21 protein-coding genes and 2 pseudogenes are annotated in these 23,594 nt (G+C 69.0%); 12 read left to right on the forward strand and 11 right to left on the reverse strand.

Going from position 1 to position 23,594, the window contains the following annotated elements:
- The first annotated feature begins 7 nt into the window (after window positions 1-7).
- Window positions 8-430 carry a ribosomal maturation YjgA family protein gene (locus D6T64_RS08570; RefSeq protein ID WP_119974224.1) on the forward strand — a complete coding sequence of 141 codons (423 nt, stop codon included), beginning with the start codon at window positions 8-10 and terminating at the stop codon, window positions 428-430.
- A 94-nt stretch (window positions 431-524) separates the two neighbouring features.
- Here D6T64_RS08570 and D6T64_RS08575 read toward each other — a convergent pair whose 3' ends face one another.
- On the reverse strand, window positions 525-1,322 hold the full coding sequence (locus D6T64_RS08575; protein WP_119974227.1) for a nuclease-related domain-containing protein: 798 nt from the start codon (window positions 1,320-1,322) through the stop codon (window positions 525-527).
- A 215-nt stretch (window positions 1,323-1,537) separates the two neighbouring features.
- Here D6T64_RS08575 and D6T64_RS08580 point away from each other — a divergent pair, with 215 nt between their 5' ends.
- From D6T64_RS08580 to D6T64_RS08590, 3 genes are all read left to right on the forward strand, one after another.
- Window positions 1,538-1,834 (forward strand): hypothetical protein, encoded by a 297-nt coding sequence (locus D6T64_RS08580; protein WP_119974230.1) that lies wholly within the window; start codon window positions 1,538-1,540, stop codon window positions 1,832-1,834.
- A gap of 148 nt (window positions 1,835-1,982) precedes the next feature.
- Entirely contained in the window at window positions 1,983-2,594 is a 612-nt protein-coding gene (locus D6T64_RS08585) for a PepSY domain-containing protein (RefSeq protein ID WP_119974232.1), read from the forward strand.
- Window positions 2,595-2,775: 181 nt separating this feature from the next.
- A complete protein-coding gene (locus D6T64_RS08590) occupies window positions 2,776-4,098 on the forward strand; it encodes a sensor histidine kinase (protein WP_119974234.1) in 1,323 nt (440 codons plus the stop codon).
- Between the two features lie 79 nt (window positions 4,099-4,177).
- Here the strand turns inward: D6T64_RS08590 and D6T64_RS08595 are convergent.
- The 6 genes and pseudogenes from D6T64_RS08595 to D6T64_RS08620 all read right to left on the reverse strand — a co-directional run bounded on the left by D6T64_RS08595 (window position 4,178) and on the right by D6T64_RS08620 (window position 11,195).
- Window positions 4,178-5,845, reverse strand: a pseudogene (locus tag D6T64_RS08595) (amidohydrolase).
- Window positions 5,846-5,852: 7 nt separating this feature from the next.
- The gene (locus tag D6T64_RS08600; RefSeq protein WP_119974236.1) at window positions 5,853-6,407 is read right to left on the reverse strand and encodes a MaoC family dehydratase; all 555 of its coding nucleotides are present in this window, start codon (window positions 6,405-6,407) and stop codon (window positions 5,853-5,855) included.
- On the reverse strand, window positions 6,400-7,203 hold the full coding sequence (locus tag D6T64_RS08605) for an SDR family oxidoreductase (protein WP_119974238.1): 804 nt from the start codon (window positions 7,201-7,203) through the stop codon (window positions 6,400-6,402). The genes D6T64_RS08600 and D6T64_RS08605 overlap by 8 nt, the downstream gene beginning before the upstream one ends.
- 87 nt (window positions 7,204-7,290) lie before the next feature.
- Window positions 7,291-8,526 (reverse strand): acetyl-CoA C-acetyltransferase, encoded by a 1,236-nt coding sequence (locus D6T64_RS08610; RefSeq protein ID WP_119974240.1) that lies wholly within the window; start codon window positions 8,524-8,526, stop codon window positions 7,291-7,293.
- Window positions 8,527-8,618: 92 nt separating this feature from the next.
- Complete coding sequence (locus D6T64_RS08615; RefSeq protein WP_158594849.1) at window positions 8,619-9,440, reverse strand: TetR/AcrR family transcriptional regulator; 822 nt, start codon at window positions 9,438-9,440, stop codon at window positions 8,619-8,621.
- Window positions 9,441-9,527: 87 nt separating this feature from the next.
- Window positions 9,528-11,195, reverse strand: a complete 1,668-nt coding sequence (locus tag D6T64_RS08620) for an AMP-binding protein (protein WP_119974245.1) — start codon at window positions 11,193-11,195, stop codon at window positions 9,528-9,530.
- Window positions 11,196-11,334: 139 nt separating this feature from the next.
- On the opposite strand from D6T64_RS08620, the gene D6T64_RS08625 reads away from it, so the two are divergent.
- Window positions 11,335-11,784, forward strand: coding sequence for a GNAT family N-acetyltransferase (locus tag D6T64_RS08625; RefSeq protein ID WP_119974247.1), 450 nt, complete (start codon window positions 11,335-11,337; stop codon window positions 11,782-11,784).
- 70 nt (window positions 11,785-11,854) lie between these two features.
- On the opposite strand, the gene D6T64_RS08630 is transcribed toward D6T64_RS08625, so the two are convergent.
- The 4 genes from D6T64_RS08630 to D6T64_RS08645 all read right to left on the reverse strand — a co-directional run bounded on the left by D6T64_RS08630 (window position 11,855) and on the right by D6T64_RS08645 (window position 15,070).
- Entirely contained in the window at window positions 11,855-12,646 is a 792-nt protein-coding gene (locus D6T64_RS08630) for an enoyl-CoA hydratase/isomerase family protein (RefSeq protein ID WP_119974279.1), read from the reverse strand.
- A 72-nt stretch (window positions 12,647-12,718) separates the two neighbouring features.
- Window positions 12,719-13,510: an amino acid ABC transporter ATP-binding protein gene (locus D6T64_RS08635; protein WP_119974249.1), complete on the reverse strand. Its 792-nt coding sequence runs from the start codon at window positions 13,508-13,510 to the stop codon at window positions 12,719-12,721.
- A gap of 4 nt (window positions 13,511-13,514) precedes the next feature.
- On the reverse strand, window positions 13,515-14,165 hold the full coding sequence (locus D6T64_RS08640; RefSeq protein WP_119974252.1) for an amino acid ABC transporter permease: 651 nt from the start codon (window positions 14,163-14,165) through the stop codon (window positions 13,515-13,517).
- A 68-nt stretch (window positions 14,166-14,233) separates the two neighbouring features.
- Window positions 14,234-15,070, reverse strand: a complete 837-nt coding sequence (locus tag D6T64_RS08645; protein ID WP_119974254.1) for a transporter substrate-binding domain-containing protein — start codon at window positions 15,068-15,070, stop codon at window positions 14,234-14,236.
- A gap of 206 nt (window positions 15,071-15,276) precedes the next feature.
- Between D6T64_RS08645 and D6T64_RS08650 the strand changes: the two genes are divergently transcribed.
- The 7 genes and pseudogenes from D6T64_RS08650 to D6T64_RS08680 all read left to right on the forward strand — a co-directional run.
- Window positions 15,277-15,738, forward strand: a complete 462-nt coding sequence (locus tag D6T64_RS08650) for an acyl-CoA thioesterase (RefSeq protein WP_119974281.1) — start codon at window positions 15,277-15,279, stop codon at window positions 15,736-15,738.
- Window positions 15,739-15,910: 172 nt separating this feature from the next.
- On the forward strand, window positions 15,911-18,010 hold the full coding sequence (locus tag D6T64_RS08655) for a hydantoinase/oxoprolinase family protein (protein ID WP_158594850.1): 2,100 nt from the start codon (window positions 15,911-15,913) through the stop codon (window positions 18,008-18,010).
- A complete protein-coding gene (locus D6T64_RS08660) occupies window positions 18,010-19,839 on the forward strand; it encodes a hydantoinase B/oxoprolinase family protein (RefSeq protein WP_119974258.1) in 1,830 nt (609 codons plus the stop codon). The genes D6T64_RS08655 and D6T64_RS08660 overlap by 1 nt, the downstream gene beginning before the upstream one ends.
- Window positions 19,840-19,922: 83 nt before the next feature.
- Window positions 19,923-20,759: a transporter substrate-binding domain-containing protein gene (locus tag D6T64_RS08665; RefSeq protein WP_119974260.1), complete on the forward strand. Its 837-nt coding sequence runs from the start codon at window positions 19,923-19,925 to the stop codon at window positions 20,757-20,759.
- A gap of 142 nt (window positions 20,760-20,901) precedes the next feature.
- Complete coding sequence (locus D6T64_RS08670) at window positions 20,902-22,254, forward strand: NAD(P)/FAD-dependent oxidoreductase (RefSeq protein ID WP_119974262.1); 1,353 nt, start codon at window positions 20,902-20,904, stop codon at window positions 22,252-22,254.
- A gap of 26 nt (window positions 22,255-22,280) precedes the next feature.
- Window positions 22,281-22,931 (forward strand): hypothetical protein, encoded by a 651-nt coding sequence (locus D6T64_RS08675; protein WP_119974265.1) that lies wholly within the window; start codon window positions 22,281-22,283, stop codon window positions 22,929-22,931.
- Window positions 22,932-23,018: 87 nt separating this feature from the next.
- A pseudogene (locus tag D6T64_RS08680) lies at window positions 23,019-23,594 on the forward strand (hypothetical protein); the annotation flags it as partial.

The following is a 23,594-nucleotide window of genomic DNA, read 5'->3' on the forward strand; positions in this document are numbered from 1 at the left end:
GTGAAGCATGGGGAACTCACGGAGCGCCGGCACGACACGCACCACACCACCGCTGAACTTTCGGCTCACACTCGCCCTGACCGGGCTGGCCGTGATCGCGACGGGACTCGCGGTGAACGCCGTCGTCACGGGCGTCACGGGCGATCTGCTGGGCGGTGCCCTCTACGCGGTGCTCGTGTGCCTGGCGGTCGCCTTCATGGCTCCGCGGCGCCATCCGATCATGATCGGTGCGGTGGGATTCATGCTCTGCGCCCTCGTGGAGCTCTTTCAGCTCACGGGGATTCCGAGCGCGATCGCCGACGTCTTCGCGCAGGCAGCCTTGGTGCTCGGAACGACCTTCGTGCCGCTCGACTTCGCGGCCTATCTGGTGGGAGCAGGGTGTGCCGCGGCCGGGCTGGCCCTGAGCCGCGCGTCGCGCACCGCCAACTAGCCTATTCCGGTCCAGCTAGCCCAGCACGGCCTGGTTGCCCAGCACGGTCCAGCTAGCCCAACACGGCCAGCTAGACCGGTGCGGTCCAGGCAACTCAGAGCAGGCTGGCCCCGAGCGGTGACAGCACCGTGACGAGTGTCAGGCCCGCGCCCAGCAGAGCCGCGCCCAGCATGCCCCAGCCGATGCGCCGCCTGCGGGCGCCGCGCACGGCCTCGTCGAGCAGCAGAAACCGTTCCCGCAGTTCGTCGGGTTCGATCGCGGGCAGCGCGCTCCACAGCTCGGGGCTGTCGATGACGGTGACCAGCGCCATCCGCTCGGCGGGCCCGAGCACGGTGGGGAGGGTCGTGAGCCAGCGGCGCAGGTCCTCGGCATCGATGACTTTGACCTGGGCGGGGCGCTCGCGAATCGTGATGCGTTTCGGGTCGACGCAGGCGACCACCGGGCGAACGGAGGTGCGCAGCGGGGTGAGGTCGCGCAGGATGCGGGTCAGGCGGTGGGCCTCGAACTCGGCGTCGCGAATGTAGGGCCTCTTTTCCCGCCCCACCATCAGCGTGCGGTGCGCCACCCAGATCTTCGCCCCGCGGTGCAGCTTGGTCGTGATCGTGAACACCCCGGCCGGGCCCACGAGCAGGTGGTCGATGTCGCTCTCACGGGTGCGCACGGGAAGGGCGTGAAAGACGGTCCAGCCGCCGGGCAGGCCGGCCAGCAGCCGCGCGACGGCGATTTCGCCCTGCGCTCCGAGATACCAGGGCAGGCTCTCGGCTCCGAGCGGCGACCGCCCGGCAAGTCGGGCGAATCGGGACCGCGGAGGGACCAGGCTCTGCTCGAGCAGCAGCACCTCGATGACGGACTGTGCCGCAAATCGCTGCCGCATAGTGTGCGTTTCTGACATGGATGACCCCTCTCGGCTGCCGAATCTAGCGATCGAACTCCGAGTTCACGCAGCCCCCGAACTGGCCGTAGCGGGCCGCCCGAATATGGGATCGCGGGTCCAACCGTGCGGCTCTATGCTGGTCGTGACGGTGCGGGTGCCAGTTCGGGGACTGATCACTGCGGCCGGGTAGTCCTAGACTCGGCTCGCCCACTGTCGCAACGCGAGGACTTTCCATGGATCTGCCCGGCCCCGGCTGGCCCTTCGAACCGAGCGACGCCGCGCGGGCCCGTGGGCGCAACACCTGGGCCTTCACCGGGCTGATGTTCTCGGCGGGCTCACTGCTGCTCAATCCGTTCGGGATCGTGGGGCTGATCGGCATCGTGTTCTCAGCCCTGGGCCTGGCCCGCTCGCACCAACTGGAAGGCATGGCCTACCGCGTCACGGGCCGAGGACAGTCACTGATAGGCCTGGGAATCGGACTGGCCGAGACGGTGTATTTCGCCTATCGACTCGGCGAATACCTGAGCTGACCTCGGACACTTCCTTCTGGACTCCCCGACGCGTGGCTGAGACCGGGCTGTGGATTCGGTAACGCTTTACGCACCGGCGGCGCGGCGATTGTGTCACCCGTCCGGGGGCCCGCAGGCTGGAGGCAACAAAATTGAGGACACCTGCACCATGAAAAAGAAGACTGCCCTGATTTCCGGTGCCGCCGCACTCGTTCTCATCCTCGGCGGAGTCGGCATCGCCGTCGCCGTCGACGCAAACGACAACGACAGCCGCCTGACCGGTGAGACGCTGGAGCGGGCCAGCAACGCTGCCCTCGCTGAGGTCGGCACCGGCACCGTCACGAGCGCCGAGCGCACCAACGACGACGGTGCCTCCTACGCGATCGAGGTGCGCCTCGACAACGGCGACGAGGTCGACGTTGAGCTCAACGACTCCTTCGAGGTCATCTGGGTCGGCGACTTCGACTCCAACGACGACGACAACGGCTCGGCGACTGTTCCGAGTTCGACGGCCACGGCCGACGCTGCCGCGGCTGCCGCTGCTGCCGCCGCTGCCGCTGCCGCTGCGGAGGCCGCCACCGCGACATCCGCTGAGTCCCGCGCCAGCGCCGAGGCGGCCGCCCTCGCCGCCGTCGGCAGCGGCACCGTCACCGAATTCGACATCAGCGACGACAACGACCACCTCTACGAGGTCGAGGTCACCCAGGCGAATGGCCAGGACGTCGATGTCGAACTCGATGCGAACTTCACCGTTCTGCGCGTGGACGACGTCGCACGCTAACCCCTTCCGCACGACGCGAATTCCCGGTCTGACCCGGCACACAGACAGCCCCGGCAACGTCGCCGGGGCGTTCTGGTTTCCGCGCCGGGCCGTCACGGGCGGCGGCCGCGGGGTTCGACCGTGCTCGCCCCTCGGCGGTAGAATTGGCAGGCCACTCCGGTGACCCGAGCGATTGCGACGGATGCTCCAAGACCCGAACGTTCCCCCCTCGGCTTCGGCCACTCCCGCAGATGCGGGACGCTCCGCAGCCGGTTCTTCTGAACCCGCAGCCGGGACCTCGCCGGCACCGGTTCCGACGGCATCCGGCCCGGCGGCATCCGGCCCGACGGCCGCAGCGCCGGTATCCGCTCTGCCGCCCCGATCGCGCCTGCGCGCGGCGGTGCGCCGCCTGCTCGGCCGCCCGGAGAACACCCCGGGCGCGCACCGCGTCACTGCCCCAGACACCGCCAAGGCCGATACGCCGCTCACCGCCCTGCTCACCGCCCTGCTCGCCGAGCGGGAAATCGCCCTCGGCGGCATCCGCGAGGGCGTCATCGCCGTGGATTCCCGCGGCCAGGTCACCCGCTTCAACGAGACCGCGCGGCTGCTGCTGGAGCTGCCCACCACCGCGGTCGGCACGCCCCTAACCCAGCTCGGCCTCGATGCCGGAGCCGTGCGCGCCCTCAGCGCCCGCCGCGCCGACGATCGCGACCTGGCCTGCGTCGCCGCCGGCCGCATGCTCGTGCTCAACCAGGTCACCGTGCAGCCGCGCCGCGGCCGCTCCGAAACGGTCACGACGCTGCGTGACCGCACCGAACTGGTCACGCTGCGCCTGCCCGGCGCCCGCGCGCCCGGCCCGGTCGGGCTGCCCTCGCCCAGTAACCAAACGGATGAATTCACGCACCGCGTGCACACGGTGGAGACGATCGCGGCGCTGGCAGAAGCATCCGTCGGCGCAGCATCCGACCGCCCAGAACCCCTCAGCTACCTGACCGCGATCTGCGCCGAGCAACGCGGTCCGCTGACCCGCATCATGGACCCGTTCGTCGCGGCCCTGCTGATCTCCCGCACCGCGGTAGTCAGCGGGCGCGGTGCGGCCCTGCGGCTGACCGTCGATTCGGCGCTGCCGCGCCTCGACCCGGCGACAAGCGCCGACGTCGTCACGGTGCTCGGAATCCTGCTCGATAACGCCCTCGATTCGGTCGATGGCTCCACCGTGAGGCAGATCACCGTGCAGATCGACTGCACCACGGCCGGCGCCGAGGCGCCGCTCGCGGCCCGGCTGGTCGACGTGCGGGTGCGGGTGCACGACACCGGACCCGGCATCGCCGGTGGGCTCATCGACCACATTTTCGAGGTCGAGCAGGTCACGCAGGCACCGGTGCGGCACCGGGCGGACCCCGGCTTCGGCCTGGCCATCGTGCAGCTGGTCGCCACCCGCCGCGGCGGCAGCGTCGGCTACGACTTCGCCGATGGCGCCGCCTTCGACGCGGTGCTGCCGGTGCGTCCGGCGCCCGAGGCCTGACCCGTCGCAGCTGTGCGCGAATGCGGCTGATCGCTACAGCGACGACGACCCGCTCCTGCGGACGGGGGGAGACCCGGCGTCAGAGTAGCGAGTGGGTCGTCGTTCCTCCGAGCAGCGTCTCGACGACGCGGATGCCCGTCAGATCTTCGACCGGCACCTCGAGCGGGTTGCGGTCGAGCAGCACGAGATCGGCGAGTTTTCCGAGCTCCAGACTTCCGCGATGCTCCTGCTGCCCCGTGGCCTGCGCCGACCCGAGCGTGTATGCCCGCAGCGCCTGCTGCACGCTCAGGCGCTCAGCAGGCCCGTAGACACAGCTCGCCCCCGCAGCATCGGTATAGCTTCGTTCCACGAACGCCTGCACATTGCGCAGCACATTTCCCGTCGTCACCGGGCGATCCGAGCTGCCCGGCAACGGCAGGCCCGCGGCGAGCAGCGATGCCGCCCGATACGACTGCGGCACCCGCGCCTCGCCCAGCGCGCGCGCCATGTCGGCCCCAAAGGCCGGGATGAATCCGGGCTGCGGCACGACGACCGCGCCGACGGCCACGATGCGCGCCAGCTGAGCATCCGTCAGCACGCCGCCGTGTTCGATGCGGTTCGGCACCGATCGCGCGCCGGGAATCGACCTCGCCTGCTCGAAGATCTCGATCGCCAGGTCGACCGCTGCGTCGCCGATCGCGTGCGCCGCAATCGACCAGCCCGAGCGATAAGCCGCGAGGATGCGCCCACGCAGCTCCCCCACGTCACCCTGAAACTAGCCGTGGTTGTGGTCGGCACCCACGCAGTAGGGCTCGCTCATCGCGGCCGTCAGCCCGAGCAGGCTTCCGTCGAGGAACACCTTGGTCGGGCCGATCGACAGCAGGTCGGTGCCGAACCCGGTGCGCAGCCCAAGGTCCAGCCCGAGCGTGATGTCGTCATCCGCGTGGCCGGTCACCGCGTGCAGGGCGTCGAGGGCGACCATCAGCTGCGCGCGCGCCGAGAGCACGCCGGTATCGAGGGCGCCCTGGTAGGCGGCGAGTTCGAGGGGGCTGTGCCCGATCCACCCGCCGCCGATGCCGGCCTCGGTGAAGCTCGTGATGCCCTCGGCCGCGTAGACGCGGGTGGCCCGGTCGATGGCGCCGGTGATGGTGCGCTGCGAGTGCGGCAGGAACAGGTTCTGCACCTGCTGCTGGGCGCGCTCCTCGAGCAGGCCGGTGAACCGCCCAGCCGTGTCGCGCACGGCGAGCGCGCCATCCTGCTCGGTGCGGTCGTCGGCGAGAAACCCGGCGAGCTCGAGCGCGAGGCCGTTGACGATGCAGGCGTGCCCCGAATTGTGGCGGATATAGACCGGATGCCGCGGTGCCAGCGCGTTCAACCGCTCGATATCCGGGTACTCCCCACCAAAGGACTGATGGTTGAAGCCCGCCGCGACGACCCAGGTACCCGCGGGCGTGGCGGCGACGCCCGCGGCGAGCGCCGCGTAGACGTCGTCGAGCCGGGTGAGCGGCTCGCAGTCGATCTCGGTCAGGGACAGCCCGAACCAGGTGGTGTGGCAGTGCACGTCATTGAACCCGGGCAGCACGGTCAGCCCGGAAGCGTCGAGGTGCCGGGTCGCCGGCGCGTCGGCCAGACCGGCGTCGGCGAGGTCCCGGCCGAGGGAGACGATGCGCCCGCCGGCGACGCCGATCGCGCCGGCCAGGGGCGCGCGTTCGTCCATCGTGAGCACGGTGGCATTGTGGATGATGAGGTCGAGCTGCTGCGCGCCCATACGGCTGTCAGTTCTCCGGTTCGGTTTCGAGTTCAGGTGTGAGGTGGGGCGTGATGCCGGGCGGGGCGGGGTGCGGCACAAGGGCCACAAGGGTGTCGGCCACGAGGCCTGGCCGGGTGGCGCCCTCCACCTCGACGGTGTACGTCACGCCCACGAGCACCATTCCCGGCTTCGGCGTGGTCGCGGTGAGGGTGCCGTGGGCGCGAATGCGGGATCCCACCGGCACGACGCCGGGAAACCGCAGCCGGTCGATGCCGTAGTTGAGCACGTGGGCGACGCCCTCGACCCGGTAGAGCTGGCCGGCGAACATGCTCAGCAACGACACGGTCAGGTAGCCGTGCGCGATCGTGCCGCCGTAGGGGGTGAGCGCGGCGACGGCCGGGTCGCAGTGCAGGCTCTGCCAGTCCCGCGTCACGCTCGCGAAGGCGTCGACGGATGCCTGCTCCACGGTGAACCACGGCGTCACCCCGAGCGACTGGCCGACGGCGGCCTCGACGGCTGCGATACCGGCGAAGACGTGCGGCCCGGCCGCGACGGCCAACTCGGTTGCGGGATCAGCCATGGGGCCCGCCAGCCACGTAGAGCACCTGGCCGGAGACGAAACTGGCGCCGGTGCCGGCAAAGTAGGCCACGGCATCCGCCACATCGTCGGGACTGCCGACCCGCCGCACAGCCGACGCGGCGGCCGCATTCGCCTTGAGCTCGTCGAAGGAGAGTCCCATGCGCTCGGCCGACGCGCGAGTCATGTCGGTCGCGATGAAGCCGGGGGCGACGGCATTCACCGTGACGCCGAAGGGTCCAAGCTCCCAAGCGAGTGTTTTCGTGAAGCCCTGGATGCCCGCTTTGGCGGCCGCGTAATTCGCCTGCCCGCGATTGCCGAGCGCGGACGTGCTGGAGATGTTCACGATGCGGCCCCATTTGGTGGGCACCATGTGCGCCTGCACGGCCCGCGACATAAGGAAGGCACCGCGCAGGTGCACGTTCATCACGAGGTCCCAGTCGTCGGCGCGCATCTTGAAGAGCATGTTGTCGCGCAGCACCCCCGCGTTGTTCACGAGTACCTGCGGCGCGCCGAGCCGCTCGGCGACCGTGGCGACGGCAGCGGCGACGGATGCCTCATCGCCCACGTCGACCGCCACCGCGATCGCGGTGCCGCCGGCGGCGACAATCCCGGCGGCAGTGGCCTCGGCCACGTCGACGTTCAGGTCGAGCACGGCGACGGCCAGCCCGGCGGCGGCGAGTCGGCGCGCGATCGCCGCGCCGATGCCCTGGGCCCCGCCGGTCACGATCGCCACCCGGGGTGTGAGCGGGGGTGCGCCGGGCGCGAGGGTGTCGTCGGTGTGGGTTGGGGTCGTCATGGGTTTCCCGCCTGTTGGTCTGTTGGTCTGTTGGTCTGTTCGTCTGTTCTGGTGGTGTCGCGGGTCGTGGCCGGGCCAGCCGGCCGGTCAGCTGAGCCGCTCGAGGGCGAGGGCCATGCCCTGGCCGCCGGCCACGCACATCGCCTCAACCCCGAACTGTCGGTCGTGCGCCCGCAGCGAGTGCACGAGCGTCGTCGCGATGCGCGCGCCGGTCATGCCGTAGGGGTGCCCCACGGCGAGGCTTCCGCCGTTCACGTTCAGCATTTCCGGGTCCAAGCCGAGGGCGCGGGCGTTCGCGAGCACCTGCACGGCGAAGGCCTCGTTGATCTCGAACTCGTCGATGTCTCCGACGGTCAGGTTGAGGCGGTGCAGCATCCGCTCGATGGCGCCAACCGGTCCGGTGCCCATGATTTCGGGCGAGACGGCCGAGACGCCGGTGCCGAGGATGCGGGCGAGCGGGGTGATGCCGAGCTGGCGGGCGCGGGTGTCGGACATGATCACCACGGCCGCGGCCCCGTCGTTGAGCGGGCAGCTGTTGCCGGCCGTGACGCTGCCGTCCGGCCGGAACACCGCGCGCAGCTCGCCGAGGCCCTCGAGCGTGGTTGTCGGGCGTGGGCTGTCGTCGGCGGTGACGATCGTGCCGTCGGCGCGCCGGTACGGCGTGATCTCCTCGGCCCAAAACCCGTTCGCGCTGCCGGCCGCCGTGAGCGTCTGGCTGCGGAGCGCGTAGCGGTCCTGCTCGAGGCGGGTGATGCCGGTGATCGAGGCCACGTTCTCGGCGGTCTGGCCCATCGGAATGTAGACGTCAGGCAGCAGGGCTCGTTCTCGTGGGTCGGTCCAGGGGCCGGCGTCGTCAGCACCGATCGACGCCGACGCGCGCCGGCTCGTGCGTTCGGCGGCCGCGGCGAAGTGCGGGCTGTGCGCGCCGGGCAGGCCGTCGACATCCGTCTGGGCGAAGCTCGAAATTGATTCGACGCCGGCGGCGATGAAGACGTCGCCCTCGCCGGAGCGGATGGCGTGCGCGGCCGAGCGGATGGCCTGCAGCGACGAGGCGCAGAACCGCGACACGATGACGCCGGGCACGGTGTCCCAGCCGAGCTGCACGGCGATGACCCGGGCCAGGTTGCTGCCCTGCAGCCCGCCGGGCACGCCGCAGCCCACGATGAGGTCTTCGACCTCGCGGGCGTCCAGCTGCGGTACCGCGTTCATCGCGGCGCGGATCGCCGCGGCGGCGAGGTCTTCGGGGCGTTCGGCGGCGAGGCTGCCCTTGAAGGCCCGCCCGATGGGGGTGCGGGCGGTGGCGACGATCACGGCTTCAGGCATGGGCGTGTTCCAATCGGGTCGGGGTGGCCCGAGGGGCGGCGCCCGGGAGGTGAGAAAAAAAGACCGGGCGGGCCGCGGAAGCGGTCGGCGAGCTACACGACGTTGTCGCGCTTGACGCGGTCGGCGTTGCGTTTTCCGGGCACGTGGATGGCCCAAATTTGCTCGACGAGTTCGTGGATGTCGAGGTGCGGCTCGGACTGTTCGCGGTCGAAGCTCGTGCCGCCGCCGGCCAGCAGCGACGCGGCGAGGTCGACGTGGATGTCGGCGACCTGGTCGACGGAGTATTTTCCCCCTTCGCTGAACCAGCGGGCCACCCCGGAGCACATCTCGAGAATCGCCATGCGCGCCGAGCTCTGGTCGGGCACGGAGAAGTAGCCGGCCGCGACGCCGTCGGCGATGGCGTCGGCCCAGTACTTTTCGTAGGCATCACGTTGCTGAACGATGACGAGCCGGTCGACCGGGTCGAGGGCGCCGACCTGGTTGTCGACGACGTTGCTCGCGTCCCGGCTGAGGGCGTGGGTGACCACGTGCATGCGCACGAGCCGATCGAGGCGCACGCGCACATCGTCGGACTGCTGCTCGATGATCGACGCGGCGAGCACGAGTCGCTGCAGGGCGTCGTGCATGATCTGGAAGAGCAGCCGCTCCTTGGTTCCCATGTAGTGGTACAGGCTGGCGGTCGAGAGTTGCGCGCTCGTGGCCAGCTCCCGGATGCCGGTGCCGTGGAATCCGCGCACCGCGAACAGGCGCACGGCCGCTTCGAGGATGCGCTGGTGGGTCTCGTTGATCGCGGGGCCTTCGGGGCCGCGCACGAGGGCATCGGCGTCGGCCGTCGCACGCGAGACATTGGGAGCTGCGGCGGCAGTGGGTTCGGTCGGTTCGCCGGGGCTGGACGGAACAAAGATGTGAGGCACACCAACTCCTTCGTGCGTGAACTCCGCGTGCGGACGTTCGATCGAGTGTAATCGACGGGGCGTGTGTGCTCCGTGTGGGGGGCGCGGTCAGCCATGCCAGCGGTGTTCCTGCGCATCCCAGACGCCGGTCAAGGCGCCCGGTCCGGCCAGTTCGTGCTTGGCCACCCGTTCAGAGACGGTTCGGGGCAGGTCTGCCACGAGGCGCCAGAAGCGCGGCACCTTGAAGTAGGCCAGTTCGGCGGCGCAGCCGGCCCGCACGCTCTCGATCAGCTCCTCGGCGGTTTCAGGTATCTCGGCCGGGCCGGGCGCCGCGACCAGGTAGGCGAGCACCTCTTCACCGCGCAGCTCATCGGGCACCGCCACGACCGCGGCGAGTTCGATTCGCGGGTGCAGCCCGAGAACCTCCTCGACCTCGATCGCCGAGATGTTCTCTCCGCTGCGTCGAATCATGTCCTTGGTACGGCCGCGGTAGTAGATCCGTCCCGCGCTGTCGATGCTGGCGAGGTCACCGGTGTGGAACCATCCGTCGGTGAAAGCTTTCTCGGTGGCGGCCGGGTCAGCGAAGTAGCCGCGCATGAGCCCGGCCCCGCGCAGTTGCAGCTGGCCGACCGCATCGGGCGCCGACGGATGTCCCGCCGCGTCGACCACGCGCGCCTCGCGGTGGCTGCGCGGCCGGCCCATGCTGCCGCTGCCGACGAGCTCGTCGTGTTCCGGCGCGTCGACGTAGAGGTCCGCGCCGGTTTCGGTCATGCCGTAGGCCTCGAACCACGGCACGCCCCAGCGCTCTTCGAGCGCGCGGTGCAGTGCGGTCGGAATCGCCGAGGCCTGCACGGCGCGCACCCGGTTGTGGGTGTCGTCGGCGCTGGCCGGCATCTTCAGCAGCAGGGTCGGCATCAGGCCGAGGCAGTAGAAGTAGGTGACGGAATAGGAGCGCACCTGCTGCCAGAAGGTGCTTGGGTGGAAGCGGTCGAGAATGACGAGTTCGGCGCCGGCGAGCAGGGCGCTCACCACGTTCCACTGCGGGTCGATGTAGTGGAAGGGCTGCACGGTGAGCATCACGTCGGTGTCGGTGAGGTGCGGAAAGTCGTGCACCATCGTGTAGGCGATCGACAGCCAGTAATCGTGGCCGAGGATGCATCCCTTGGGCTTGCCGGTCGTGCCCGAGGTGTACTGGATGTTCGCCGTGTGGTCCCGAGCCGCGGCATCCAGCTCGACGGCCGGGTCGATGTTCGCGGTATCGACCGACTCGGGGTCGGCGCGCCAGTCGGCGAGTAGCCGGGTGAGCGGCAGCACCCGCTGCACGGTCGGGCAGCGCTCGGCGACGGCGTGCGCGAGCGGCAGCAGTGCATCGATCGCGAGCACCGTTGTGGCGCCGGCGTGCTGCACGACATGGCTGGCGTCGGTGGTGCGGTAGTTCACGTTGAGGGGAACGATGACCGCGCCGAGTCGGGTGAGGGCGAGCCAGGTGGCCGGAAACTCGAGGGTGTTGGTGGCCAGCACCGCCACGTGATCGCCCGAGCGGATGCCCGCAGCCGCCAGGCGCGTGGCCAGGTATCGGGTGACCTGTTCGATCTGGGTGAAGGAGAGCGCCTCGCCGGTGGCGTCGAAGCGCCAGGCCACGCGGTCGCCCCAGGTGTCGGCGGCGCGGCAGATGAGCTGACCGAGGTTCTCGAGCCCGGGGATGCGGGCGTCGGAGACCAAGCCAGCACCCGCATGGAGTTCGACCTGCTGGAGTGCAACCTGCTGGAGTGCCATGTGCCTGCCGTTTCCTGTGGTCACGAAGTCTTCACGAGCATTCTTATTCTATCGATCGATCGGTAGTACGTCCATGCTACGGTGCAACTCACGGAGCACCTAAACACCAGAGCCCTTTATAAGAGGAATACGAGGAACCATGTCCGTTCGATTGGCCACCGCCGCCGACCTGCCCACGATTCGCGCCCTGCTGCGCACCCACGCCGAAACGGAGGGCGGACTGGCCGGCGGCGCCGCGCGAGCCGACGACCTCGACGCGGCGCTGACCGGCGAGCATCCGTCGGTGCGGGTGACCATCGTCTCCCTCGCCGCCGAGCCGTCGGTGATCGCGGGGATCGCCCTCTGGTATCCGACCTTCTCGTCGTGGGCGCTCACGACCGGCATCTGGCTCGAAGACCTGTTCATCGACGATTCCTACCGCAACGCCGGACTGGGGCTCGAGCTCATGAACGACCTGCGCGCCCGCACCACGGGACGCATCGAGTGGGAGGTCTCGCGCGGCAACGACGGCGCCGAGCGCTTCTACCGCAAACTCGGCGCCGCCCCGCGGGACGGTTTCACACAGTACCGCTGGCTGCCGAGAGCCTGACCCGGTGCCCCGCACTCCCGAGCCGGGAGCGCGGGGCCCGCTGGCGCCCGCACTCCGTGGCTGGTGCGGGTTACGCCTGGCCGTTGGTGGCGAATTCGGTGCGAGCCGCTTCCGCATCCGTCGAATCGCCCGTGAGCAGGGCATTCTCGATTTCCAGGGCCATCGCCGTCTCCACGTCGGAGCGCAGGGCGCTCTCGAAGGATTCCTTGGCCAGTGCGAGGGCGTGCCGCGGTTTCTGCTGCAGCCGGTCGGCGATGTCGTGGGCCACCGGCAGCAGGCGGCCGGGCCCGGTGACGCGGTTGATCAGGCCGAGGGCGAGGGCGCGTTCGGCGCCGAACGGCTCGCCGAGCAGGATGAGCTCCTTCGCCATCGGCAGTCCGACCGCCTGCGGCAGTAGGAACGAGATGCCGCCGGTCACCGACAATCCCACCGACACCTCGGGAAATCCGAACCGCGTGTGTTCGTCGGCGACGATGAAATCGCAGCTCAACGCGAATTCCAGTCCGGCGCCGAGGGCGTAGCCGTGCACCGCGGCAATCGAGATGATGGCCGCGCTGCGGAGCAGTCGGGTGATGTCCTGCAGCTGGTGCAGGTGGTCGAGGGCCTGCGGCGAGTCGGGAGCCAGCGCCTCGGCCTTCAGGTCGTGGCCGGCACAGAACGCCCGCCCCTCCCCCGTGATGATCGCCACGACCGCCCGCTCGGCGATCGCCCGCTCGATCGCGCGTTTGAAGTCCGTGACGAGCTCGGGCGACGCGGCGTTGAGCCGGTCGGGCCGATTCAAGCGGATGACGGCAACCCCGCCGGCGCGTGTGTAGCTGACGAATTCGCCCGGGGCGCCGACGGGCGCTCCCGGAGACTGCATGCCGTTCACTGGTGTTCTCCTTGATGGTCGTGCGGGGTTGGTCGTGGGGGCTGCGTCGCCAGGCAGTCGGGCTCAGTCATCGGCGATCTGGTTCAGGAAGGTGCGCGCACGGGCCGATTCAGGTGCATCAAGAACCTTCTCCGGCGGCCCCTCCTCGACGATGCCACCGTCCGCGAGCAAGACGACATGGTCGGCGACCTGCCGCGCGAAGCGCATCTCGTGGGTCACGACAACCATCGTCATGCCCTCGTCGGCGAGTTCGCGCATGACCTGCAGCACCTCACCGACGAGTTCGGGGTCGAGGGCGCTGGTCGGTTCGTCGAACAGCATCAGTTTCGGCGTCATCGCCAGCGCACGGGCGATGGCGACGCGCTGCTGCTGCCCACCCGAGAGGGCGCTCGGATAGCTACCGGCCTTGTCGGCGAGGCCGACCCGGGCCAGCAGGGTGGCCGCGCGATCCCTGGCCTCGACCTTCGACCGTTTCGACACCGAGATTTGCGCCATCGTGATGTTCTCGAGTGCGGTCAGGTGTGGAAAGAGGTTGAACGACTGGAAGACCATGCCGACGTGCTCGCGCATCCGGTTGAGGGAACTCTCCCGGTATTCCAGGCGCACCCCGTCGATGTCGACGCTTCCGGCGGTCAGGCGTTCGAGGCCGTTGATACAGCGCAGCAGGGTGCTCTTGCCTGCTCCCGAAGGTCCGATCAGAACGGCGACCTCGCCGGCCTTGACCTGCAGATCGATGCCGTCGAGCACGGTGGTGTCGCCGAATTTCTTCACGGCGCCCTGGATACTGACGCGCGGCAGGGTGGGTGTGGAACCGGTCGGGGTCGCCGGGTTCACCGGGGTGGTGGCGCTCGTCATGGCTCTAACCTCGCTTTGCAAAGTAGCGCTCGACCCGACCGGACAGGTAGGTCATGGCTCCCACGATCGCCAGATAGTAGATGCTGACGATGGCGTAGTAGGTGAGCGGCTGGAAGGTGGCGGCGGAAAGCCGTTGGGCACTCATGAAGAGTTCGTCGACGGTGATGAACGACGCGACAGCACTGTCCTTCAACGAGATGATGGCCTGGTTCACGAGCGCGGGAACGACGACCCGCAGTGCCTGCGGAGCGACAACCCGACTCATCGTCGCCACCCGGGTCATTCCGAGGGAACGGGATGCCTCGATCTGGCCGTTGTGCACCGAGCTGATGCCCGAGCGAAAGATCTCGGCGACATAGGCCGAGCTGTGCACGCTGAGGCCGATCGCGGCGGCGGTGAAGGCATCCACTTTCACGATCGACACGATGCCGAAGTAGATGACGAAGAGCAGGGCGATGAGCGGCACGCCGCGCACGATGGCGAGGTAGGCGGTGGCGAAGGCGGAGAACGCCTTCACCTTGCTCATCTTGAGGGCGACGATGATGGCGCCGAGGATGACCGAGAAGGTCAGCGTGAGCGCGGTGAGGGAGAGCGTGACGCTCAACCCCTTTACGAGCGTGGGCCAGCTGGTGACCAGTGCGTCAATGAATTCCATGGGTGTACTCCCGGGGTCTGGCGGCCAAGCGGTGGGTGAGCCGCCCGAGTGGGCGACTCACCGAGGAACTAGCTGATGTCTTCGCCGAACCAGTCAATGCTGATGGCCTCATAGGTGCCGTCTTCGTGCATTGTGACCAGCGCCGCGTTGATGGCGTCGAGCAGCTCGGGGTTCTCCTTGTTCACGGGGATCGCGGCCACGTCGGGAAAGAGCACGTCGCCGACGGCGTCGACCTTGAGGTCGGCGTTCTTGGCGAGGTACCGACCCATGAAGCCCTGCGTGATGACGGCGTCGACCCGGCCGGCTTCGAGGTCGCGCAGCGCGTCGATGTCGGCTTGGAAGGTCGTGACGTCACTGACGCCCTCAAGGGTGCGCGCGTACTCCTCGAAGGTCGTGCCGAGGGCCACGCCCACTGTGGCGTCCTTCAGGTCGGCCACATCGGTGATCGAGGAGTCGGTCGCGACGAAGAGCTCGGCGCCGGTGGCGTAGTACGACTCGGTGAAGTCGACCTGGGCGAGGCGCTCCTCGGTGCTCGACATCGACCCGATAATGGCGTCGTAGCGGTCACTGGTGAGCCCGGCGATGAGGGAGTTGAAGGCACCCGTGACCGGTTCGGCCTCGAGGCCGAGCTCCTCGGCGATGCCGTTGCAGATGTCCACGTCGAAGCCGACGAGCTCGTTGGACTCGTCATAGAAGTTGAACGGGCGGTACTCGCCGCTCATCGCGCAGGTGAGGGTGCCCTCGGTGACGGTCGTGAAGGCCTGGTCGGCGGCCGGGGCGGCGGCCTCGTCGTCGACCGCGGCGGAGCAGGCGCTGACGCTCAGGAGCAGGGCCGCTCCGAGGGCGGCGGCGGTGACGCGGCGCAGTGCGGTGGTGTGGCGGGTGCGGGGGTGGCGGCTGATCATGGGTGTCCTTCTTCGCTCGTGGATGCGGCAGGGATCGCTGTGCGGTGTTCGCCGTGCTGTTCGCTGTGTTCGTCGTTCTGGTGGTATTCGTCGTTCTAGTGATCGATCGATCGATCGAACTTGTGGTTTACCCTATAGTCGGAATCACGATCGGGCAAGCCCACGGCAAGAATGCGCTCTGGCTGCCCCGGCGAAAGGAGTCATCCATGTCGACAGACACGCCCCGCAGCGGGCCGAACGCCCGGGAGACCATCATCGCGGTGACGCTGCGCTGGGGCGATATGGATGCCTTCCGCCACGTGAACAACGTCGAATACTTTCGCTACCTCGAGGAAGCCCGCGCCCGGTTGTTCCCCACGGAGGGCGACGGCTCCTCGTTTCTGCGACGCGGCATCGTCATCGCGAGCCAGACCCTGAACTATCTGGCGCCGCTGACCTATCGCCGCGAGCCGGTGCTCGTGGGCCTGACCGTCACCACTGTCGGTCGCTCCTCCTTCACCCTCGGCTGCCGCGTCTTCGACACCGACGATGCCGACACGGACGTTGTCTTCGCCACCGGCAGCGTCGTCGTGGTCGCCTTCGACGATCAGGCCGGCCGGTCCCGGCCACTCGAGCCCGCTGAGCGTCGCTGGCTCGAGTCGCTCGGCGGAGTGGCGCACCTCGATTAACGGTCCGGCGCTGGACAAATGTCCAGCCGACGCCGATCAGGTCCGGTCATCTGGCGGATGACGAGGCGGTGATCGCGCTGGTGAGATGACTGTCAAGCAGAAACAGCCCGCAGCATCCGCTCACGCAGGGACAGTGCAGGGTCAGTGCAGGTTCACCGAAGGGGATTTCATCGTGACGTACAGAGTGGGCATCGACACCGGGGGCACCCACACCGACCTCGTGCTTCTCGACGAGGAGTCGGGAGCGGTCTGGGTGGACAAAGTGTCCTCCACACCGAGCGATCCGGTGATCGGCGTGCTCAACGGCATCGAACGGGTGCTCGGCACCGCCGGCGTCAGCCCGGCCGAGGTCTCGACCGTCGTCTACGGCACGACCGTGATGGTGAACCGCATCATCCAGGGCGGCGGCACCGCGAGCGGCCTCATCACCACGGCCGGGTTCACCGACGTTCTCGAACTCGCCCGCTCGCACCGCCAGGGCAGCATCTACAACATCCAGTGGGAACAGCCCACCCCGCTCATCGCCCGCGAACTGCGGCTCGGCGTGCGGGAACGCATCGACTTTCGCGGTCAGGTCGTGACGCCCCTCAACGAGCAGGACGTGCGTGACGCGATCGCCGTGTTCGCCGCTGCGGGCGTGGAATCGGTCGCCATCTGCCTGCTGCACTCCTACAAAAATGACCTGCACGAAAAGCGCATCGCCGAGCTGGTCGCCGAATTGCTGCCGCACGTCTACGTCTCGGCCTCGGCCGAACTGAGCCCGACCATCGGCGAATACGAGCGGGCCAGCACCGCGAGCGTCGACGCCTTCGTGAAACCGCGCCTCGCCGAGCATTTCGGGCACCTTGAATCCGAGCTGCGCCGCATCGGCATCAACGCCGTGCTGCTGACGATGCAGGGCAACGGCGGGTCGATGTCGTTTGCTGCCGCCCGGCGCCAGCCGATTCGGGTCACCAACTCCGGCCCGGTCGCCGGAGTCATCGCCGGCGCCGCGATCGCCCAGGCCCTCGAACTGCCGGCCGTGATCACCCTCGACATGGGCGGCACCAGCACCGACGTCGCCCTCGTGCTCGACGGCTCCCCCATCGAGGTTCCGAGCGACGCCATGCAGGGCCACCCGGTGCAGCAGCCGGCCATCGAAGTCGATCCGATCGGCGCCGGCGGCGGCTCCCTCGCCTGGGTCGACGACGGCGGTGCCCTGCGGGTGGGCCCGGAAAGCGCCGGCGCGCATCCCGGCCCGGCCTGCTACCTCGAGGGCGGCCTGCGCCCCACCGTCACGGATGCGGCGCTGTACCTGGGCTTCCTCGGCGAAACGGCGTTTCTCGGCGGGCGTCGCACCCTCGACCGGGCAGCTGCCGAGCGGGCCATCGAGACCGTCGCCGTGCCGCTCGGCATGCCGACCGCCGCCGTAGCGAGCGGTATCATGGCCCTCGCCGCCGCGGCATCACTGCGCGCCATCCGCCGTCTCACCATCGCCCGCGGCCACGACCCGCGGGACATGGCGCTCATCGCCTTCGGCGGGGCCGGCGGCCTCATCGCCGCCGCCCTGGCACACGAACTCGGCACCCCGCGCCTGGTCATTCCGCGCAACCCCGGCAACAGCAGCGCGCTCGGGCTGCTTCTCACCGATCAGCGCCACGACGTGCTCGCGTCGTTCCTCACCCTGCTCGCCGACACCGACGTATCCGCTCTGAACACGGCCTTCGCGGGCCTCGAAAGCGGATGCGCCCGCCAGCTCGCCGCCGACAACGTGCCCGAGGAGCAGCGCGAACTGCGCCGGTTCGTGGAGCTGCGCTACCTCGGCCAGACCTTCGAGCTGATCGTGCCGTGCCCCGCCGGCGAGGTCACCGCGGCGACCCTCGTCGAGCTGGAGCACGAGTTCCACCGGCTGCACGAGACCCGGTACGGGCACGCCTCCGTGGCCGACCCGATCGAGCTGGTCAACCTGCGCGTGACCGGGATCGGCACCACCTACCGGCCCCGGGCCGTGCCCCTCGCCACGAACGAAACCGGCCGGGCCCCGATTCCCACGAGCACCCGCGAGGCCTATTTCGGGTCCTGGCAGAGCATGCCGGTCTTCGCGCGCGACGCGATTCGCCACGGCGATTCCCTCACCGGGCCGGCCGTCATCGAGGAATCGGGAAGCACCATCGTGGTGCCGCCGGGACACCTGCTCGAACCGGCAGACGACGGCAGCCTCGTGATCTACGACCTCGAACCGGCGCTCGCGTCCTCCCCCCGCCCGTCCACCCTTGCCTCCAGGAGCGCCTGATGTCCCCGATCACCACCGCCCCGACGACTCCGTCAACCCCGACTACTCCGTCAGGACAGGCGACCGCGCCCCTCGACGTCATCACGGTCGAGGTCGTGCGCAGCGCACTCGAGTCCCTCGCCGAGCAGATGACCGACACGATGGAGCGCACGAGCTACTCCCTGCTGCTCAAAGAGGGGAAGGACTGCTCCAGCTCGATCTTCGACGTCTCCGGCCGGCTCATCGCTGAGGGCGCCAACATTCCCGTGCACCTGAACGCCCTCGGCCCGTGCCTGCGGGCGATGCTCGCCGAGCACATTCCGGCAAGCGCGATGAAGCCCGGGGACATCATCCTGACCAACGACCCCTTCGTCGGCGGCAGCGTGGGCGCCCATCACACCTCGGACTTCATCGTCTACCACCCGATCTTCCTCGGCGACCGGCTCGTCGGGTTCTCCACGATCTTCGCCCACCTCGCCGGGTCCGGCGGCAACGACCCCGAGGGCTGGCACACCAGCATCTTCGAGGAGGGGCTGCGCATCCCGCCCATCAAACTCTTCACCGAGGGGGTGCTCGATGAACAGCTGTTCAAGCTGATCCTCGCCAACACCAACGCCCCCTACGAGCAGCGCGGGGACATCCTCGGCCAGGTCGCCGGGGCCAAGGTGGGCGCGAACGGTTTTCTCGCCCTCGTCGAGAAGTACGGGCTCGCCGTCATCGACGAGGCCATCGACAGCCAGATCGCCTACGCCGAACGGCGCACGCGCGCATACATCGGGCAGATTAGCGACGGCGAATACCACGCCGAGACGACACTGCTCGAAGACGGCAGCATGTGCGGCCCGGTGAAACTCGCCCTCACCGTGATCGTCGCCGGAGACGAGATCACCTTTGATTTCGCCGGCACCGACGCATCCGTCGCCGGCCCCATCAACTGCCCGATGTCAGCGACAATCTCGGCCTGCCTGTTCGGGCTGCTGGCGCTGCTGCCCTCGGACATTCCGAAGAACGAGGGCTCCGCGAACCCGGTGCACATCGAGGCCCCGGTGGGATCGCTCGTGAACCCGCGATTCCCCGCCGCCGTGTACCAGCGGATGGCGGTCACCCACCAGATCGTGGACCTCGTCTTCGAAGCCCTCGCTCCGGCGGTACCGCACGCGGTCGTCGCCAATTCCTGCGGCATGGTCTACTGCGTCGCCTCGGCGATCAACCGCGAGACCCACCCGACCGGCGGCGACGTGTCCGGCCGCCGCGGCTGGGGAAACGGCGCCGGGCCGAGCGTCGGCGGGCTCGGCGCCCGCGCCACCCGGGACGGACTGAACGGAATGCCCGGCTGGATCACCAACGTCGCGAGCACCTCGGTCGAGAGCTCCGAGGTTGAGGGTCCGGTGCGGTACCTGCGCAAGGAGCTGCGCCCCGGTTCGGCCGGCCCCGGGCGCACCCGCGGCGGGCTCGGCGTGATCCTGTCCTGGCAGGCCCTCGGCCACGACGTCAGGTTCTCGCACACCTCGCAGCGTTCGGTGAATCCGCCGCAGGGCCTGTTCGGCGGCGGCCACGGGCTCGGCAGTCGCTGGGTCATCAACGAGGGCACCGCGACGGAGCAGGTCGTGGCCAACCAGGCCGGCCCGACTCTCGACCTGGAATACGGCGACACCGTCACGTTCTACGCTCCGGGCGGCGGCGGCTACGGCGAGCCGTGGCAGCGCGACCCGCAACTCGTGGAGCGCGACCTGCGCCTCGGCTACATCGATGCCGAGGCGGCCCGCAGCCAGTACGGCGTTGAAACGGATGCCGCCGGCCGGGTCGACGACACCGCCACCCTCGCCCTGCGCACCACGGGGCACCCCTGACCTTCACGATTTCCCGTTCCGTCGCTCGACCTGCTCGGCCCCTGCATCACCACCACGCACAGCATAGGAAGAAGGACACTCACATGATCACCCGTCACTCGCACGCCATACTGCGTCGCAGCATCGTCGCCACCACCATCGCCGCCGGACTGCTTTTCGGCACCAGTGCCTGTTCGGCAGCCGTGGTGGAGGAGGCCGAACCCGCCGAGACCGCTGTTGCCGCCCCCGCCTTCACGACCGTCGAAGACGGCAAGTTCATCTGCGCGATGAGCGGCGAGTACCGCCCGTTCAACTTCTACGACGACACCAACACCCTGGTCGGCTTCGACGTGGACATCTGCAACGCGATCGCCGGCGAGCTCGACCTCGAGGCCGCCCCGGTCACGGGGGCGTTCACGACGCTCATCGCCGGACTCACGAGCAACCGCTTCGATGCGATCGTGGGCTCGATGGCGGCGACCGACGAGCGCAAGAAGGAGGTGGACTTCACGGACTCGTACTACGAAACCGGGGCCAGCCTCTTCGTGCGCTCCGACTCCGACATCGCCGACGTCACCGAGCTCGACGGCGCCACACTCGGCGTCGCCCTCGGCACCACGTTTGAGACCTACGCCCGCACCCTCACCGGGGTTGGCGAAATCACCACATACCAGGCGACGGTTGATGCCCTGCGCGACCTCGACGCCGGTCGGGTCGACGGCGTCATCGCCCAGGGCTTCATCGGCAAGTTCCTGGCCACCAGCGCCGACCTCAAGGTGATGTCGGTCGGTGACGTGCTGCTGCCCGACATCGCGGCGATCCCGGTGAACAAGGACAATCCCGAGTTGCTCGCCGCGATCAACGAGGCCCTCGCCACGATTCGTGAAGACGGTACATATGCGGAGATCAGCATGGAGTGGTTCGGCGAAGACATCAGCTAGTCCCCGCGTCACCCGGGGCCGTGACCCCGGGTGGCGACCCCTGGGTCGTCACGCGGCCGCACCCGCCGCCGCGTGACGACCCGCCCTTTCAGCACGTGCACACCCAGTGGCATCCAACAAGTGACCGAGAAGGACACACAGAATGAGCACGGAACAGTTCGGCACGAAGCCCGAGGCGAAGCCCGACTCCGCACGCGGCGGCATCCGCGAGATCACCGTGGTCGGTGGCGGCCTGATCGGCCTGTTCACCGCCCTGTATGGCCACGAAGCGGGCTACCGGGTGCGCGTCATCGAGCGCAGTGTCGTGGGCAGCGGCGCCTCCCGCGGCAATGCCGGCGAGATCTGCCCTTCGATGGCCAACCCGATGCCGGCCCCCGGCATGGTCAGGAACGGCCTCGCCAATTCCCTCGCCGAGGATGCCGCCCTGCGCATCCACCTGCCCCCGAGCATCGCCCTCAGCCGCTGGCTGCTCGCCTTTGCCCGCAACTGCCGGCCCGGCGCCTATGAGCACGGTTTCGAGGCACTGTCCTCGCTCTCCACCCGCAGCTTCCGACTGTTCGAACAGCTGCCCGACCTGGGCGTGGCCACGACCCTGTCTCAGACCGGAAACCTCAAGTGTTACGCCGATCCAGCCCGGGCCGAGCGTGACTTCGCCGTTTCCCAGCGCGTCAGCCGGTTCGGGTTGCCCACCCCCACCGAGATGATCAGCGGTGACGCCATCCGCGAGCTCGCCCCGGTCGTCTCCGAGAAGGTGACCGCCGGGTACCACTGGCCCGCTCAGTGGTTCGTCGACCCGTCCGTGCTGGTGAACGACCTGCACGCCCGATTGCTCGCCGTCGGCGTGGAGTTTCGGGAGCACACCGAGGTCACTCGGGTCACCCCGTATCGCAATGCGGTCGTGGTGCACACCGACGGCGGCGACATCGAAACGGATGCCGTCGTCATCGCATCCGGGGCCTGGTCCCCCGCCGTGCTCCGCAGCGTCGGCGTGCGGGCTCCGATCCAGTCGGGCAAGGGCTACAGTTTCAGTGTCACCCCCGACGTCATGCCGAACCACGTCATCAACATGAGCGAATCCAACGCCGTGGCCACTCCGATGGGCGACCGTCTGCGCATCGGCGGCACCGTCGAATTCGACGGCACCATGGACAAATTCAATCCCAGCCGCATCGAGCGCATCATCCGCGCCGCCCGGCCTTATCTCACGGGCATCGACTGGGAGGACCGCAGCGAGGAATGGGTCGGCCCACGCCCGATGACCCCCGACGGATTGCCGCTGATCGGCCGGTCCGACGCGAGCGACCGCGTCGTGGTGGCTGCGGGACACAATATGCTCGGGCTGACGCTCGGGCCGGCATCCGCCGAACTGGCGATCAGCGCCCTGGGCGGCCACACGTTGCCCGGTTGGAGCGACCCGTTCGACGCGAACCGCTTCGGCCGCCGCTGGGCCGGGCGCCGACCGCTGACCGAGCGAACGGGCATGCTGGTCCGGTAGCCCTAGAGTTGCTCCGGGGAGGTCGCATGAGGATCGGTCGAGCACGCATAAACGTCGATGAGGCGTGGCTGCTGCTGCACGTCTACCGGCAGGACGCTGTGCTGTACTTCGATTTCAACGGATGCTTCCCCCCGGTCGCCGCCACCCCCAACGATGAGCTGACCCTCACCGACTTCGGGCGCATCCTCGCGCTCGGAGTCGGCCTCGACGCCGCACTGGTTTCGAAAGGGTTCGCCGCGGCAGCCAGCGCTAACTGGCACGGCGTGGCTCAGAGCCTGCACCTGCGCGATGCGGACCCGCGCGCGGACCAGGCCCAGCTTGACCGGGTCACCGAGCTGTACACGCACTTTCGGTATCGCCACGGCCTCGGTGCCGAACTGGCCCTGGCGATCCTTCACCTGCGCCGCCCGTTTCTCGTGCCGCTCTTCACCGCTCCGCTGTTCACGTTCTACTCGCCGATTGCGAGCGAGATCGCCCGGGAGTTCGCGAGTTCGACCCCGATGTTCTGGGAGTCGATTCGCCGCGATCTGGTCACCAACACCGCGGAGATCCAGCAGCTGCGCGCGCGATTGGCAGCGGATGACGACGCCTACGGCCGCTCACTGGCCCTGCTGAGCGAGGTACGCCTGCACTGCATCATCGCGCAACAACTCGTGGATGCCGCCGCCGGCCACTAATCCCTCCACAGGTAGGGTGCGGCACTGAGTTTCGCGGAAGCTGAGGTTTGCTCCGATAATGTCGGAGGTTGCTGAAACACTGGACTCATGGACAACCTCGAAGCCACCTTCAGCGACATGACCCGGTGTTTGGACCGGGCCGCGCTGTCCGCTGCGTCGTTCACGTCGCTCTCGAATGAGCAGTCCGAGCAGGCCCACCGGCTGATCGCCGGGTTCCAACGCCGCGTCAACTTGATCGTGGCGCTCTCGGCGGCGAACATCGGCGCTCGCTCCGATTACACCCTCGGCCGCGAGGGCCTGGCCCGCAAGCACGGCTTCACCAACCCGGAAGAGTTCGTGCAGAGCCTCGGCGGCGGCGGAGGCGGCACCAAAGCCGACGCCCGCAAGCTCATCGAGGCCGGCACCCTCGCCGCCGCGACCGAAACCGCCCGGGAACGCCAGAAAGACGCCGACGCCCTGGCACTCGAGTTCCCTGACCTCCCGCCCGTCGAGGTTGACCAGCCGTGGTTCGCTCCGCTCGGCGAGGCCGTCGCGCAGGGAGTATTCACCGTCGAGGCCGCCACCGCCATCCGGCGCGGCCTGGGCGAACCCGCCCTCGGCGTCACCCCAGACATGCTCCGCGCAGCACTGATCCTGCTGATCCCCGAATGCGCCACCCTGAAC

The organism is Cryobacterium melibiosiphilum (assembly GCF_003602235.1).
GTDB lineage: Bacteria > Actinomycetota > Actinomycetes > Actinomycetales > Microbacteriaceae > Cryobacterium > Cryobacterium melibiosiphilum.